At 38.6% G+C, this 15588-nt stretch carries 12 protein-coding genes; 9 read left to right on the forward strand and 3 right to left on the reverse strand.

All coding sequences use genetic code 11. From position 1 onward, the window contains the following. Nucleotides 1–36: 36 nt before the first annotated feature. Nucleotides 37–1137: a DUF2911 domain-containing protein gene (locus ACFSR8_RS09175; protein WP_380291271.1), complete on the reverse strand. Its 1101-nt coding sequence runs from the start codon at nt 1135–1137 to the stop codon at nt 37–39. Nucleotides 1138–1381: 244 nt separating this feature from the next. On the opposite strand from ACFSR8_RS09175, the gene pheT reads away from it, so the two are divergent. Genes pheT through ACFSR8_RS09190 form a run of 3 tightly spaced genes read left to right on the forward strand, consistent with a single transcriptional unit; the run spans nt 1382 to nt 4987 of the window. Continuing rightward, nucleotides 1382–3811, forward strand: a complete 2430-nt coding sequence (pheT, locus tag ACFSR8_RS09180; protein ID WP_380291273.1) for a phenylalanine--tRNA ligase subunit beta — start codon at nt 1382–1384, stop codon at nt 3809–3811. A gap of 18 nt (nt 3812–3829) precedes the next feature. Beyond that, nucleotides 3830–4699: a phosphatase PAP2 family protein gene (locus tag ACFSR8_RS09185; protein WP_380291275.1), complete on the forward strand. Its 870-nt coding sequence runs from the start codon at nt 3830–3832 to the stop codon at nt 4697–4699. Nucleotides 4700–4756: 57 nt separating this feature from the next. Beyond that, a complete protein-coding gene (locus ACFSR8_RS09190; protein ID WP_186563686.1) occupies nt 4757–4987 on the forward strand; it encodes a putative signal transducing protein in 231 nt (76 codons plus the stop codon). Between the two features lies 1 nt (nt 4988). On the opposite strand, the gene ACFSR8_RS09195 is transcribed toward ACFSR8_RS09190, so the two are convergent. Next, on the reverse strand, nt 4989–6614 hold the full coding sequence (locus ACFSR8_RS09195; RefSeq protein ID WP_380291278.1) for an ABC-F family ATP-binding cassette domain-containing protein: 1626 nt from the start codon (nt 6612–6614) through the stop codon (nt 4989–4991). A gap of 185 nt (nt 6615–6799) precedes the next feature. Between ACFSR8_RS09195 and ACFSR8_RS09200 the strand changes: the two genes are divergently transcribed. The 3 genes from ACFSR8_RS09200 (at nt 6800) to trmD (ending at nt 9235) form a co-directional block, all read left to right on the forward strand. After that, nucleotides 6800–8215, forward strand: a complete 1416-nt coding sequence (locus ACFSR8_RS09200; protein ID WP_380291280.1) for a TlpA family protein disulfide reductase — start codon at nt 6800–6802, stop codon at nt 8213–8215. A 60-nt stretch (nt 8216–8275) separates the two neighbouring features. Next, nucleotides 8276–8458 carry a hypothetical protein gene (locus tag ACFSR8_RS09205; RefSeq protein WP_380291282.1) on the forward strand — a complete coding sequence of 61 codons (183 nt, stop codon included), beginning with the start codon at nt 8276–8278 and terminating at the stop codon, nt 8456–8458. Nucleotides 8459–8557: 99 nt separating this feature from the next. After that, nucleotides 8558–9235, forward strand: a complete 678-nt coding sequence (gene trmD, locus ACFSR8_RS09210) for a tRNA (guanosine(37)-N1)-methyltransferase TrmD (RefSeq protein WP_380291284.1) — start codon at nt 8558–8560, stop codon at nt 9233–9235. Between the two features lie 115 nt (nt 9236–9350). Here trmD and ACFSR8_RS09215 read toward each other — a convergent pair whose 3' ends face one another. Further along, nucleotides 9351–11240: a M61 family metallopeptidase gene (locus ACFSR8_RS09215; protein ID WP_449272395.1), complete on the reverse strand. Its 1890-nt coding sequence runs from the start codon at nt 11238–11240 to the stop codon at nt 9351–9353. A gap of 115 nt (nt 11241–11355) precedes the next feature. Here ACFSR8_RS09215 and ACFSR8_RS09220 point away from each other — a divergent pair, with 115 nt between their 5' ends. The 3 genes from ACFSR8_RS09220 to ACFSR8_RS09230 are packed head-to-tail and all read left to right on the forward strand — an operon-like array spanning nt 11356 to nt 15587. Continuing rightward, the gene (locus tag ACFSR8_RS09220) at nt 11356–12363 is read left to right on the forward strand and encodes a glycosyltransferase family 2 protein (protein ID WP_380291288.1); all 1008 of its coding nucleotides are present in this window, start codon (nt 11356–11358) and stop codon (nt 12361–12363) included. 48 nt (nt 12364–12411) lie between these two features. Continuing rightward, on the forward strand, nt 12412–14337 hold the full coding sequence (locus ACFSR8_RS09225) for a vWA domain-containing protein (RefSeq protein WP_380291290.1): 1926 nt from the start codon (nt 12412–12414) through the stop codon (nt 14335–14337). Continuing rightward, the gene (locus ACFSR8_RS09230) at nt 14334–15587 is read left to right on the forward strand and encodes a dihydroorotase (protein ID WP_380291292.1); all 1254 of its coding nucleotides are present in this window, start codon (nt 14334–14336) and stop codon (nt 15585–15587) included. The genes ACFSR8_RS09225 and ACFSR8_RS09230 overlap by 4 nt, the downstream gene beginning before the upstream one ends. The last annotated feature ends 1 nt before the right edge of the window (nt 15588 follow it).

Genomic DNA, 15588 nt, shown 5'->3' on the forward strand with positions numbered 1-15588 from the left:
GATGAAGTTTAGTTTTACAATCCAGTACAGCTGTAATTAGTTGATATCTTGTCCGTTTTCCAATTTTTCAATATTGGCTTGCACCCTGCCCTTGCTTGCATCATTTGGTGCATTACCTAAAGCTTTTCTTAGGTAACTCAAAGCCTTTTTATAGTCGCCCATGGCGGAATAGGCTCTTGCCAATCCGTAATTAACGGGCCACATATTTTTGTTTTTTGACGCGTTCATTTTGAAGATTTCCAAGGCCTTATCGTTTTCGCCATTAGCAATTAGAGTCCTTCCATATTGGTGTACCTGAAAAATTGTAGCAAGTTCTAAGGATTCTTTTGCCAGTTTTTCGGATTCTTCTTTCTTGCCCATTTTATCCAAGATCTTCGACTTAATCTGCAAATTGTTAAAGGTTTTCTGGCTGAAAAACTTTCCTTCAATGGCATCACTTATCCATCCTAAGGCTTCATTTAAATCGCCATCATTATTTAATGCATAGTTCGCTGCCTGTTCCCAACTTTGCCTCGTAAAACCGCCTTGGCCCTGCAATTGCTGCCTGAAACTCTCCAACACTACTTCCGAAACATTTACTCCAATTTTAAAAGGGATTTGTTTCTTTTCCCAGTTTAATGAAGCCGTTGTTGAAGTTGCCGAAACTTCTTTAAAACTAAAGGTAAGTAATTCGGTATGTGGAATTTCATTGGTAGTGACATCCACTTTTAAAACATCTTCGGAAGGCTCGTAAAAATAGCTACCCCATGCCGTAGAATTATTTGAAAAAATTAAAGTGGCAGTATCGTCTTCTTTAACCACAATATGAAATCCGTAAGTTCCTGCGGCCAAAGGCTCTCCTTCGATAGTCACGTCATCTGAAAAACTAATTGTCGTATTTTCATTAGCACCTGCCCGCCATGGAGATACCTCTGCTGTACCAAAACCAAGATTTTTCATGCCATAAGGCACCAGTTTCCCCCATATTTCACGGTCGTTCACACTGGGTCTTGAATATTTAATGGTGATTTCAGTAATCCCAACGGTTTGGGATACGCTGGCGGCTTGGCTACCCCGCGGGGCATTAAGCTGTGCAAAAGTCTGTAGGCAAACAAATAAAAATAGGAGAAAGGTTTGGAGGGAATAATAGTTTCTCATGATAAAAGTATTGGTTGTTAGTGTCAACAAGGTATTGACTTATAGGGCGCATGGATGTTAGCGTTTTGTTAATTATGAGTACCAAAGTGTTAATTAACGCTTCCTTAAGAAGACCTTAACATTTTAACATTTCAAACTTTCAAGAGTAAAATAGAAACCCTAAACCACCATAAAATCCAAAAACTACCTTTGAATGCTAGGTGCAATATTTTATATTTGCGGTCTTATTTAAGGCTAACGATTTATGAAGATTTCATACAACTGGTTGAAGCAATTTATCAATATAAATTGGACTCCTGAGCAGACCAGTGAATTACTTACCGATTTAGGTTTGGAAGTTGAGGGTATTGAATCCTACCAATCTATTAAAGGCGGATTGGAAGGCGTAGTAATTGGTAAGGTTTTAACCTGCGAAAAGCACCCCAATGCCGATAAACTTAAAGTGACTACTGTTGATATTGGAGGTGAAAATCCACTACAAATTGTTTGTGGTGCTCCAAATGTGGGAGAAGGACAAAAAGTGCCCGTGGCAACTATTGGCACGACACTATATTCTGAAGAAGGTGAATCGTGGACCATTAAAAAAGGTAAGATCCGTGGGGAGGAAAGCCACGGGATGATCTGTGCGGAAGACGAACTCGGTTTGGGCACATCGCACGACGGCATTATGGTTTTAGATGAGAAAATCAAAATCGGCACACCAGCCTCAACTATTTTCCAGGTTGAAAACGACCATGTATTTGAAATCGGCTTAACGCCAAACCGCGCCGATGCCATGAGTCATTATGGTACGGCCCGTGATTTGAAAGCTGGACTCTTCCAAAAAGAAATTAAAGTAGAACTGATTACACCATCGGTAAGTGCTTTTAATGTTGAAAATAGAACATTAAAAATTGATGTTGAAGTTATTGATAAGGAATTAGCGCCAAGATATTGCGGGGTTACCATATCGGACATTAAAGTTGAAGAATCTCCTGAGTGGTTAAAACATAGATTGAAAGCCATCGGACTTAGCCCAATCAATAATGTGGTGGACGCTACTAATTATGTACTGCATGAATTGGGACAGCCCTTGCACGCCTTTGATGCCGTAAAAATTTCGGGCAACAAAGTTGAAGTAAAAACCCTTGAAAAAGGCACTAAGTTTATCACTTTGGATGGTGTTGAACGGGAATTGCACGAAGATGATTTAATGATCTGCGATGCCGAAAAACCAATGTGTATTGCTGGTGTTTTTGGAGGGATTGACTCTGGAGTGACCGAAAGCACCACAAAAATATTTTTGGAAAGTGCCTACTTTAACCCAGTGAGCATTAGAAAAAGTGCAAAACGCCATGGACTCAATACCGATGCTTCATTCCGTTTTGAACGTGGTATTGATCCGAACATTACGGAATACGCGCTAAAGCGTGCTGCGCTCTTGATTCAGGATTTGGCCGGAGGCGATATAACGAGTGATATTATCGATATTTACCCAAAGAAAATTGAAGATTTTCAAGTGCGCTTGAGTTTTGAAAATGCCAAAAAAATTATCGGCGAGGAAATTCCGAAGGAAACCATCAAAGGTATTTTGACCGCTTTGGACATAAAAGTAAACAATGTTACCGAAACCGGCTTGGGCCTTACGGTACCAGCTTACAGAAACGATGTACAGCGCGAAGCAGATATCATCGAGGAAATCCTACGAGTGTACGGCTACAACAACATTAGCATTTCCGAAAAATTGAATGCCTCCATTTCGAGCATGTCCAAGTTTGAAGATTACAAAATTCAAAACACAATTGGGAACCAATTGGCAGCGCAAGGGTTTTTCGAAATTCTTTCAAATTCATTAACCACTCCAAATTATATTGGACTTGGAAATAATTTAAAGGAGGAGCATAGTATAGAAATGCTTAATCCTTTAAGTAATGATTTGTCGGTAATGCGACAGTCTTTATTGTTTTCAGGATTGGAGGCAGTGTCCTATAACATCAACCGAAAGCGACAAGACCTTAAGTTGTTTGAATTCGGGAAAACCTATCACAATTTTTCAGATGAAAACACCGAGGTAAAGCACTTGACGTTGTTTGCAACGGGTAATCAAAATTCAGAAAACTGGGCAAAAACAAACAGCGCTAAAAGTGATTATTTCTTTCTTAAAGGCATCGTTATTTCTGCCCTTGAACGCTTAGGAATTTCTAGATACAATGAAGCTCCCATTAAAAATGACCTTTTTAGCGAAGGTGTTTCCCTAAATCTAGGGAAAGCCAAAATTGTGGAATTCGGTTTGATTAACAAATCCGTCTTAAAACATTTTGATATCTCACAGGAGGTAGTTTGTGCCGACTTTAATTGGGATGCGATTTTGGATATCGTAAAACACAACAAAATCACTTTTAGGCCTATACCAAAATACCCAGAAGTACGTCGGGATTTTGCGCTCTTGCTGGATGAAAATATCACTTTTGAATCCATCTATAAAATTGCCAAACAGACCGAAAAGCAATTGTTGAAAAATGTGAATCTATTTGATGTCTATCAAGGTAAGAACCTACCAAAAGGAAAGAAGAGTTATGCGGTAAGCTTTACACTTCAAGACGAAAAGAAGACCCTTAACGACAAGCAGATAGATAAAATTATGGGTAAACTTCAAAACAATTTTGAAAAGCAACTTGGGGCCGAGTTGCGTTAATTTCAAATTACCAATAATATGGGTTCATTTCGGTTCTTTAGTGTAGTACTAGCCATCGTGTTTTCTGGGATGGTACTGAATGCACAATCCTCTAAGTCAAAGGACTCCATAGGAGAAACCAAGCCAAAAGAAACGACATTCAGCCTATTAAAACATGATACAAAACAAACCGCTAAAAGTGTTGCCCATGCTTTTACTAGACCAGTGTATTGGAAAGGTAACGACTTTGGTAAATTAGGAATATTACTCGCTGGTACGGCCTCCTTATCCCTTGCTGACGAAGAAGGAAGGCGTTTTTTTAAAAGGCAACAAGAAGATTTTCCCGGGGTAGTTCGAGATTTTGGTTGGTACTTTGGTAGCCCACAAAATTATTTTATGGCTAATGCCGGCTTGTATGGTTTCGGTTTGTTTACCAAAAATGAACAGATTAGAAAAACGAGCGTACTTATTATTTCCTCTTCCGTGACCAGTGGTTTTTTGCAAAGTTTCCTAAAGACTGCCGTTGGCAGGGAAAGACCCGGAGACGCCGAAGACCCTTTCGGATTTAAACTCTTCTCCAGCCAAGGGCGATTCCATTCTTTTCCATCCGGACATACGGTTTTATCAATGACGATGGCACACGCCCTTGCGAAACAGTTTGAAAACATTTGGGTAAAAGTAGGCATCTATGGTGTTATTGGGGCCATTCCTCCCATTTCGAGACTGATTGACGGTGCGCATTGGCTTACTGATGTTGGGTTCTCGGTAGCACTGAGTATCATCGTTGTAGATAGTATCGATAAGTTTTTGTTCAGTTCGGAAGCTTACGAATATAAAAAACCACCAAAAAAAATAGCTTGGAATCTTCGCTTTGGACCTAATACAATTGGGGTCATCGGCACTTTTTAATTTTGTAAATCTCAGGAAATTTTCGTAAATTTAGAAGGCAACTAAACTTTTGAAGCCATGACAAATTACGTTAAAGTTTTTTCGGGGAATTTTATTGAAGTACAACGCATTTTCAAATCGCTTGAAGATGTAGGTATTTGTGCTATTATAAAAGATGAATCTGAATCTGGCAGATTGGCAGGTTTTGGAGCAAGTATCCAGGGCTTTCAGGAAATTCATGTGCACAAGGAAGAAATTGATAGGGCAACCCCAATTGTGGAAGCCCTCGTTTCGGAATTGGAAGCCTAATCTATGCCGTTACTGCATACATTTTGTTCCTCAGTTCCTTAATTTTTGAATCCTGCATATACTCATCAAAAGTGGTGTAACGGTCAATGATGCCATTAGGCGTCAATTCAATCACACGATTGGCAACCGTTTGGGCAAACTCGTGGTCATGTGTTGTAAACAAGACAGTTCCTTTAAAGTTTTTTAAAGAGTTATTGAAGGCGGTAATGCTTTCCAAATCCAAATGGTTAGTTGGCTCATCAAGCATTAAAACATTCGCCCTTATCATCATCATACGGCTTAGCATACATCTCACTTTTTCACCACCCGAAAGCACGTTACATTTTTTCAACGCTTCCTCTCCACTAAAAATCATTTTACCTAAAAATCCTCTAATGTAAACTTCTTCACGCTCCTCTTCAGTGGTTGCCCATTGGCGTAACCAATCCACCAAATTTAAATCGCTATTGAAAAACTCGCTATTGTCCAATGGCAAATAGGATTGTGTTGTCGTAACACCCCAGGCGTATTTCCCTGCATCGGCTTTTTCCTTGCCATTGATGATTTGATAGAATGCCGTGGTTGCCCTTGAATCTCTTGAAAAGACAACAACCTTATCGCCTTTTGCTAAGTTCAAATCTATTTTATTGAATAATACCTCGCCATCCAAAGAAGCGGACAGCCCATCAATATTTAAAATCTGGTCGCCCGCCTCGCGCTCGCGCTCAAAAATAATAGCGGGATATCGGCGACTTGTTGGACGAATATCAGCAATATTCAGCTTATCGATCATTTTCTTTCTACTAGTCGCCTGCTTACTTTTAGCCACGTTAGCCGAAAAACGTCGAATAAATTCTTCCAACTCCTTTTTCTTCTCTTCGGCCTTTTTGTTTTGTTGGGCCCTTTGCTTTGCCGCTAACTGAGACGATTCGTACCAAAATGTATAATTTCCAGAGTAATGGTTAATTTTTCCAAAATCGATATCGGAAATATGCGTACAAACTGCATCTAAAAAGTGCCTATCGTGCGAAACTACTATCACGCAGTTATCATAATTGGCCAAAAAGTTTTCCAACCAAGAAATAGTTTCATAATCCAAATCATTGGTAGGCTCATCCATAATCAGTACATCCGGACTTCCAAATAACGCTTGGGCTAAAAGCACACGTACCTTTTGCTTTCCATCCAAATCTGCCATCAACGAGTAGTGCAAGTCTTCTTTGATACCCAGATTGGACAACATTGCAGCCGCATCACTATCCGCATTCCATCCGTTCATTTCCTCAAATTGTACTTGCAATTCACCAATCCTATCCGCATTTTCGTCCGAATAATCCGCGTAAAGCGCATCGATTTCTGTTTTAATTTTGAATAAGGGCTTATTACCCATTAAAACCGTTTCCAAAACATTATGTTCATCATATAAATTATGATTTTGCTCCAAAACGGACATACGCTTCCCCGACTCCAAGGACACATGGCCGGAAGTAGGCTCCTGCTTGCCCGAAAGGATCCTTAAAAATGTAGATTTCCCAGAGCCGTTGGCACCAATAATACCATAGCAGTTGCCGTTATTGAACGTGGTATTTACCTCATCAAACAGCACGCGTTTACCAAACTGAACAGAAAGATTTGAAACTGATAACATAGTCCTCTTTTAAAATTGTGGCAAAAATAAAAAAATCCACTCGATGGATAAAGAGGATGCCATTTAATTTTCGCCACCTTAGGAAAGCCGTAACAATATTTAACAACGCATTAACAGGGAGTTTTAAACGCAAAAATTATTTTTGTATCAATAGATGACTAAATCTATTTTTTGAGGAGGGATTTATGAGACTTTATATCTACATCGTATGCGTTGTTTTCACCTTTATTAGTTGCGGTAAGGAAACTTCCGAAAAGCACGTTTTTCTTGGCGGTGAAATAATTAATAAAAATACGGACTATGTCATTCTTTATGACGCCAAAGAAGTGATCGACACTATCAGGTTAGATGGTAGAAATCGTTTTTCATATAAGTTTGAAAAAGACTTTAAACCAGGATTCTACACATTTCGCCACGGAGCCGAGGTGCAAATGGTACTTTTGGAACCTGGCGATAGTATAATGTTCAGGCTGAACACTTATGACTTTGACGAATCGCTGGTTTACACGGGCAAAGGCGCAAAAAAGAACAATTATTTGATCAACGATTTTTTAGAGCGTGAAATTGAAGAAAAGGAAGTTTTCAAATATTGTCAATTAGACGCAAAGGTTTTTGAAAGGCTTTTGGACTCCATTAAGGCAGAAAAAAACATCAAACTTATAGCTTTCGAGGATAAATATACACCCTCGGAAATGTTCAGCAAAATTGCTCAGGCCAACATAGATTATGCCTATTACTCCAGTAAGGAGATTTACCCTTTTGTGCATTACGGGTATGATAAAAAGAGCATTATGGAAAGCCTACCAGAGGATTTTTATGCCTATCGAAAGGTCATCAATTATAACGATGAATTCTTTAAGCACAATTTCAACTATATCACTTTCCTAAGATCAAGTTTTAACAATATTGGCTTGGGCTTACACTTGGAACATTCCAAAAAGGACAAGTTCAAATGGATGGATCTGTGTTACAATTTATGTAGGCTCGAGGCTATCGATAGTCTGGTTATAAATCCCGACATTAAAAATGAATTGTTGTACCATTACGGCATCAGCTTCTTAGCGAAAAATAAAAATTTAGAACACAACGATATCGTTCTGAAATCTCTTTTAGCTAAAGGCACAGACAAGAAAAAAAATGACAAAATTCTATCGTACAATGCTTCGGTGAATCGATTAAAAACCGGTGAAAAATTTCCGGAGGTTAAAGTGCTTAATCTGGACAACAACTCGGTAAGCATCAATAATGTTTTTAATAAACCTTCTGTGGTTTATTTCTGGTCGCATATGTACAAGGACTTCTTTGATAATAGCCACAAACGGGCCAAAGAATTGCGCAAAAAATATCCCGAGGTGGATTTCATTTCGGTAAATATTGATTGCTACAGTACAGACCGATGGCATTCTACTTTAAAAAAGAAAAACTGTTCCCCACAAAACGAATATATGTTTGAAAACTCGGAACAATCCATTGAACAATTGGCGATTTATCCCCTGACGAAAGTAATATTGGTGGATAAAGAAAGTACCATTGTTAATGGACACTCAAATATGTTCGAGAGCAGTTTTGAAGAAGAACTTTTAGCCATGCTTAACCGATAGCTGTTTACCTCATATTAATTGAAGTGATTTTTTATAGTTTAATCTTAACACCTTTAAATTATGGAAGAGCAACCAACAAAAGTAAGCCTAGTGGGCACCGAAGGAAACTATTTCCTCATCAAGTTTCCTAACTTAAAAATTCCTGTTTCAGTCAATAAAAACCTCTATGAGAAAATGCGGAATAGCCCCTTGTATGAATTTATGGATGTGCCAGAGGTTACTGCAAGGGTAAATTCTGCATAATTTTGTGATAAACTTTTATTTTTACGGAGGCTGTTCTTAGAAACAGCCTTTTACTTTAAAATAAATCAATTCAATTATCTTTGCCCAACATCTTTTTTTATGCGAATCGATATTATTACCGTATTACCAGAACTTCTGAAAAGCCCTTTTGAAGCTTCCATCTTAAAACGGGCCATCGAGGCCGATTTAGTTGAAATCCATTTTCATAATTTACGGGATTATGCTACAGATAATTACAAATCTATTGATGATACACAATTCGGTGGAGGCGCTGGCATGGTGATGATGGTGGAACCGATTGACAAGTGTATTTCAGATTTAAAAACGCAAAGAAATTATGACGAAGTTATCTACATGACACCGGATGGGGAAACCTTAAATCAGGGCATAGCCAATCAAATTTCCTTAAAAGAAAACATTATTATCCTTTGTGGGCATTATAAAGGTGTGGACCAACGCGTGAGGGATCATTTGATTACCAGAGAAATATCCATCGGGGATTTTGTGCTTTCAGGAGGAGAATTAGCGGCAGCCGTACTTTGTGATGCAGTCATCAGATTAATTCCCGGGGTGTTGGGCAATGAAACCTCTGCACTAACCGATTCCTTTCAAGATAACTTATTGGCACCCCCGATTTACACCAAACCTCGGGAGTACAATGGCTGGAAAGTGCCCGAACTACTCTTTAGTGGTAATTTGCCTAAAATTGAAAAATGGCGGGAGGAGGAGGCTTATAAACGGACTCAGGAACGCCGGCCGGATTTGTTGGGAGAATAACCCCTCCGCCTATCGGCACCTCCCCTTAAAAAGGGGAGGAACTTTTTAATCCGATTATTTTTTAAAACCCAAACACTCTTTACTTCAATAATTTCTGTAAGATCAATGAATACGTTTACCCCTTAAGCCAAGCTTTACGTAAAGCAATTTGAGCTTCCGTGGCGTCAGACTTTTCAATAATGGCTTCCCCTTGAGTATAAGGTTGAGTGGTGGTTGTTTTTATCACCACTTCTTCGCCGTTTCTGTCCAATTTCACTTCAACGTCCTTTCCGGGTTTCCACATAAACACTTGCTGTAATACTTGGTTTGCATTCATCAAAGTCAGCGCGGTACCATTAATTTCTTTAATTACATCATTGGCTTGAGCACCTTGCGCCGACCAAAAGCTGTTTTTCAATACCATATCCGTAAAGAAAATAGTGCCCTTTTGCCCATCACCACTAACAATTGGCGCACCGTTCATCAAAATGTAATTTGTTTCTATTTGTGCTTCCCCAATTTCCAATCCAACTTTTTCAAAAAAGGCGTTGTAGTCAATTGGCAAATCTCCAACAACATGGGTGTTGAAAAATTCACCAATGGACGGATAAGTCATTTCAGTAATTTCTGCTATCAACTTATCATCTTCAAAGGGTTTGTTCTTTCCATATTTGTTGGACAGTTCTTTCATTAAGGATAAAATCCCTCGGTTACCGTTGCTTTCCTCACGCATTAAAATGTCAATGCACATTCCAATCAGTGCACCTTTTTGGTAAACATTTAAATATTCGTCTTTATACGGTGCCTTTAAAACATTTTCACTCATAATAGTGAAGCTCATGGCATCGTTCATTCTCTTAGATCCTTGAATCTTTTGCATAATATCTGCGTAAAACTCTTTCTCATCTACTAAGCTTCGGTCCACCTGAAATAGTGTCGCAAAATACTCCGTCACGCCCTCATACATCCATAAATGTTTAGAGAACGTCGGGTTGTTGTAATCAAAATAATGCACATCCTCGGAGTGTACACTTAAAGGTGTCAAAATATGGAAAAACTCATGCGACACTACGTCTATCATACTGTCTGCCAAAGCCTCGGGCTCCATAGATTCTGGAAAAACCACTACCGTAGACGTGTGATGCTCTAAGGCACCAAAACCTTTTGCGGAATCTTCTTTCCCTTCGGACAAATACAAATAAATGTCATATCGCGTCGTTGCATTGATATCACCCAAATAGGCCTTTTGGGCTTTCATCATCTTGAAAACCGTTTCTTTCAACGACTTTGCTGAGTGTAGTTTATTGGGCGAATACACGCTCAGTACAATTTTTATATCGCCAACTTGGAATTCTTCCACATCCAGATTACCATACATCATCGGATTATCTGTAATATCAAAATACCTCGGTGCGAAGTAACTCGTAGTCGTCATAGTACCGTCATCAGAAGTACTTGAAGCCACATTTTGCAACGCCGAAGTTCTTACAAAATCCGTTGGAGCGGTCACGTCCAATTTATATTGATTGTTTTTTAACGAATCAAAATATCCAATAAAACCGTGTAAATTCAATACGTAATTGTTTTCCTCAATATTAGTACCTCCGGGGGAAAACGGTTGCTCTTGACCGATGCCTCCTATTTCTTCAATATCAAAGGTATCATTTACGTAATACATGATTTTATCCAATTCCTTGGCATTTTCAACCGTCCAGCTATTAGTGTCAACTTTTGAAACCCTTAACTCATTTCCAGAATAATCCAATGCCTTAAAACCATCTACATATTTCCCAAAATCACTAACGGAATAGGTCCCAGGAATCACACGGGGCAATCTGTACGTAACGGTTTCAACTGTAAAACGCCCGGGGTTAATCGTCACTGGTGCTTTATCCTCGGTTACTTTTGATAAATCGATATGAGTTGCGATGGGCGTATTAAGGGCCAAGTCATTCGCCTTATTTTTTCCAGCTCCACAACCAAAAAGCACCACGCTAAGACATAGTGACGCTACAATTATTCTGATATTCATGTGTAATTATTTTTTAGTTTTTAAAGTGACGCTAAAAATACGGCGTTGTTACGCCATGTTTTCATAAGGTTTTGTTAAAACATACTAACTGCTTTAAGTATATTCGCCTATGCAAAAACCACTAGTGAGCATATTGACCCCTTTTAAGAATACGGAGGCTTTTATTACCGAATGTCTTCAATCTATTGTCAATCAAAATTATCAAAATTGGGAACTGCTTATTGTGGATGACCATTCTAAAGATAAAAGTTTTGAAATCGTAGATGCATTTGCGCAGAACGATTCTCGGATAAAACTATTGAAAAACAAAGGTGAGGGCATCATCGATGCACTTAAAATGGCTTATGGACAAAGTTCGGGAGAACTGATTACAAGAATGGATAGTGACGACATCATGACTCTAAACAAACTGTCGGTTTTAGTCGATAACTTATACAAATACGGAAAAGGCCACGTTGCCGTCGGATTGGTGGAATATTTTAGTGCACATGGTGTTGGCCCAGGCTATAAAAGCTATGAAAATTGGCTGAACGACTTGACAAGAACAGGTAATAATTACAGCGAAATTTACAAAGAGTGCGTGATTCCTTCTCCCTGCTGGATGGTATTGCGAGAAGATTTTGAGGCCTGTGGCGGGTTTGAACCCAATATTTATCCTGAGGATTACGATTTGACGTTTCGGTTTTACAAGCATGGGCTTAAATGTATCCCATGCGACCAAACCCTCCATAAATGGCGGGATTACAGCACGAGAACTTCGCGGACTCATATACACTATGCTCAAAACCATTTTACCACCTTAAAGGTGCATCATTTTCTGGATATTGATTATGACGCTTCCAGAGAACTGGTGATTTGGGGGGCTGGTACTAAGGGCAAATTGATGGCGAATATCTTTATTGAACGCAACATTCCTTTTGAATGGATTTGCGACAATCCAAATAAAATTGGAAAAGCCATTTACGGCAAAACTCTTTTGAATTTTGATGCACTTGTTAACATCAAAAATCCACAAAGCCTGATTACCGTTGCCAATAAAGATGCCCAAAAAGAAATTAGGACATATCTATCGAAATTGAATTTAAAACCTTTTGAAGATTATATTTTCTTCTGTTAGCTTATCGAGAATATAAAAATTACGTAGATTTGACAAATCAAAAAATAAATGCAGTTTAAATACCCCGAACTTCTTTACGCTTTATTTTTACTGCTTATCCCCATTATTGTCCATTTATTTCAGCTTCGGAAATTCAAGAAAGTGCCGTTTACCAATGTGGCCTTTTTAAAAAACGTGAACATACAGACCCGGAAAAGTTCGCAACTTAAAAAATGGTTGACACTAATTACCAGATTGTTGTTATTTGCACTTATCATTCTTGCGTTTGCACAACCCTATTTTTCAAAAAACGACACCTTAAACAAAGTTCAAGAAACGGTTATTTACTTGGATAATTCCTTTAGCATGCAGGCTAAAGGAGCTAATGGCCCTCTGCTCAAGAGAGCGATACAGGACATCATTTCCAATATTCCTGAGAGCCAAAATATCTCGATAGTTACCAATTCAAAAACCTATAAAAACACCTCTGTCAATGCTGTCAAAAATGAATTGTTGGGATTGGAATATGAATCCAAACAACCTTCCTTTAATGCAATTTTGTTGAAGTCCAAAAATCTCTTCAGTAAAGATGCTTCTTCTATAAAAAACCTCATTTTTATTTCTGATTTTCAAGATAGAAGTGACGATTTTCAAAAAGAAAGAGATTCCTCGATTAATTTTTATGCTGTAAAATTAAACCCTGTCAATACACAAAACGTCTCGTTGGACAGTGCCTACATTTCAGAAGTGACGCCGACCAAATTAGAACTCACAACCATCATTAAAAATACCGGTAACGCCATAGACAATCTGCCAGTTTCCCTTTTAAATGACGGCAATATAATTGCGAAAACCTCAACCTCTGTGGATTCTAAAGCAACGGTTACTTTTTCCCTTCCCGCCAATGAGGCCATAAATGGGGAAATCACCATCAACGATACACATTTGCAATTTGATAATCGATTGTATTTCAACATTAATGCCACTGACAAAATAAACGTGTTGGCGATTGGCGAAACTGATGCCGACTTTTTAAAGCGAATTTTCACCGAGGACGAATTTGCTTTTACCAGCACCTCGATTCGGAGCCTAAATTACAATAGTATTTCAGCTCAAAACCTGATTATTTTAAACGAATTAAAGAGCATTCCCATGACTTTAGTTTCCGTATTAAAAACATTTACGGATAACGGCGGAACCTTACAAATTATTCCGTCTAATGATGTTTCAATCGAGACCTACAATCTGTTGCTTAACAATTATGGCTTGGGGCTTTTGAAAAGCGTCTCTTCCGAAAAAAGGGTCACTACAATACATTATGGCCATCCGCTCTATAGTAAAGGTGTTTTTGAAAAACAGGTGAAAAATTTTCAATATCCGAAGGTTAATGGGTTTTACACTGCTTTGAATAATCGAGGTGCTTCGATATTATCTTTTGAAGATGGGAAGCCATTTTTAATATCGAATGGTAATATTTTTTTGTTGACCGCTTCTATTGAAACCGAAAATTCAAACTTCAAAAATTCACCATTAATCGTACCGACCTTTTACAACATCGCCAAGCAAAGCTTTAAAACACCAAACCTTTACTATTCCATAGGTGAGCAAAATGAGTATGAAGTAAAAGCAACACTAAAAAATGATGGGGTCCTATCACTCAAAAACAAGGAATTAAACTTTATACCGAGACAGCAGAATTTTAACAATAAAGTAGTAATTACCACAGAAGAACTGCCATCCAAAGCGGGCACTTACAGCATTGTAAATAATGGTGATACCTTCGAAAATGTTAGCTATAATTACAGAAGAACGGAAAGCAATTTAAGTTATACCGATTTGGGTTCCATTGAAGGTTTAAATGTGGATTCATCCATCACTGCGGTTTTTGATACATTAAAAAGTGAGACTAAAATTAATGCCTTGTGGAAATGGTTTGTTACTTTTGCACTGATCCTGCTGATCGTAGAAATGCTCATCTTAAAATATTTTAAATGAACATACTGATAAAATCCGCCACGATACTAGATTCCAAAAGCGATTTTCATAACACTACCCAAGATATTTTAGTTGAAAACGGATTGATTTCCAAAATTGGCCAGAATTTAAAAAACCCAAAGAACTACAGAGAAATCACGTTTGAAAACCTCCATGTTTCGCAAGGCTGGTTTGACAGTAGCGTGTCCTTTGGGGAGCCTGGATTTGAAGAGCGGGAAACGATTGAAAACGGTTTGAGAACTGCTTCGCTTTCGGGCTTTACGGCCGTGGCTTTAAACCCAAATACGCATCCGGTAATTGATACAAGTTCTGACGTAGCATTCGTAAAATCAAAAGCTGAAAAAAAGGCAGTTGCCTTATTGCCCATCGGTGCTTTAACCCAAAATAGCGCCGGCGAGGATTTGGCGGAACTTTTCGATATGAAAAATGCCGGGGCAGTAGCGTTTTACGATTATAAAAAACCGATTTCGAACCCCAATCTTTTAAAAATCGCCTTACAATATGCCAGTAATTTTGGAGGATTGGTTTGTTCCTTTCCTCAGGAAAACCAAATTGCAGGCTTAGGGGTGATGAATGAGAATATTACCAGCACGTCCTTGGGTCTAAAGGGGAATCCGGCTTTAGCGGAAGAACTGCAAGTAGCGCGGGATTTATTCCTTTTGGAATACACAGGAGGCAAGTTGCATATCCCAACGATTTCTACAGCGAAAAGCGTTGCTTTAATCAGGGAGGCGAAGCAGAAAAAGCTAGATGTGAGTTGCAGTGTGGCGATTCACAACCTTTATTTTTCAGATGAAAACTTGACAGGGTTTGACACGAATTTCAAGGTGAAACCTCCCCTACGCACCCAAACCGATATTAATGCTCTAATCGAGGGCGTAAAGGATGGGACAATTGATATGGTTACCAGTGACCATAATCCATTGGATATTGAGTTAAAAAAAATCGAATTTGACCATGCCGACTATGGCACCATTGGCCTGGAAAGTGCTTTTGGGGCTTTACAAAACATTTTCACCTTGAAAAAAACCATTTCAATTTTGACCAGTGGCAAAGGACGTTTTGGAGTTTCTGCATCACCAATCAACGAAGGCAATCCTCTCAATGTTGCGCTTTTCAACCCTAACGGCACTTATGAATTTGGAAACGAGCATATTGTTTCAAAATCTAAAAACGCCATCTTTAAAGGTGAAACCCTCAAGGGTAAAGTATATGGCATTGTGGCTAACAAAAAAGCTGTATTAAAATAAA

It is taken from the genome of Hyunsoonleella rubra (assembly GCF_042684665.1).
Classification (GTDB): Bacteria; Bacteroidota; Bacteroidia; order Flavobacteriales; family Flavobacteriaceae; genus Jejuia; species Jejuia rubra.

Bases quoted from the DNA above. Each gene is read 5' to 3' on its own strand.
- ACFSR8_RS09225 (WP_380291290.1), top strand. From the start codon at position 12,412: ATGCAGTTTAAATACCCCGAACTTCTTTACGCTTTATTTTTACTGCTT.
- ACFSR8_RS09230 (WP_380291292.1), top strand. From the start codon at position 14,334: ATGAACATACTGATAAAATCCGCCACGATACTAGATTCCAAAAGCGAT.
- ACFSR8_RS09185 (WP_380291275.1), top strand. From the start codon at position 3,830: ATGGGTTCATTTCGGTTCTTTAGTGTAGTACTAGCCATCGTGTTTTCT.
- ACFSR8_RS09200 (WP_380291280.1), top strand. From the start codon at position 6,800: ATGAGACTTTATATCTACATCGTATGCGTTGTTTTCACCTTTATTAGT.
- ACFSR8_RS09205 (WP_380291282.1), top strand. From the start codon at position 8,276: ATGGAAGAGCAACCAACAAAAGTAAGCCTAGTGGGCACCGAAGGAAAC.
- ACFSR8_RS09195 (WP_380291278.1), bottom strand. From the start codon at position 6,614: ATGTTATCAGTTTCAAATCTTTCTGTTCAGTTTGGTAAACGCGTGCTG.
- ACFSR8_RS09190 (WP_186563686.1), top strand. From the start codon at position 4,757: ATGACAAATTACGTTAAAGTTTTTTCGGGGAATTTTATTGAAGTACAA.
- trmD (WP_380291284.1), top strand. From the start codon at position 8,558: ATGCGAATCGATATTATTACCGTATTACCAGAACTTCTGAAAAGCCCT.
- ACFSR8_RS09220 (WP_380291288.1), top strand. From the start codon at position 11,356: ATGCAAAAACCACTAGTGAGCATATTGACCCCTTTTAAGAATACGGAG.
- ACFSR8_RS09175 (WP_380291271.1), bottom strand. From the start codon at position 1,137: ATGAGAAACTATTATTCCCTCCAAACCTTTCTCCTATTTTTATTTGTT.
- pheT (WP_380291273.1), top strand. From the start codon at position 1,382: ATGAAGATTTCATACAACTGGTTGAAGCAATTTATCAATATAAATTGG.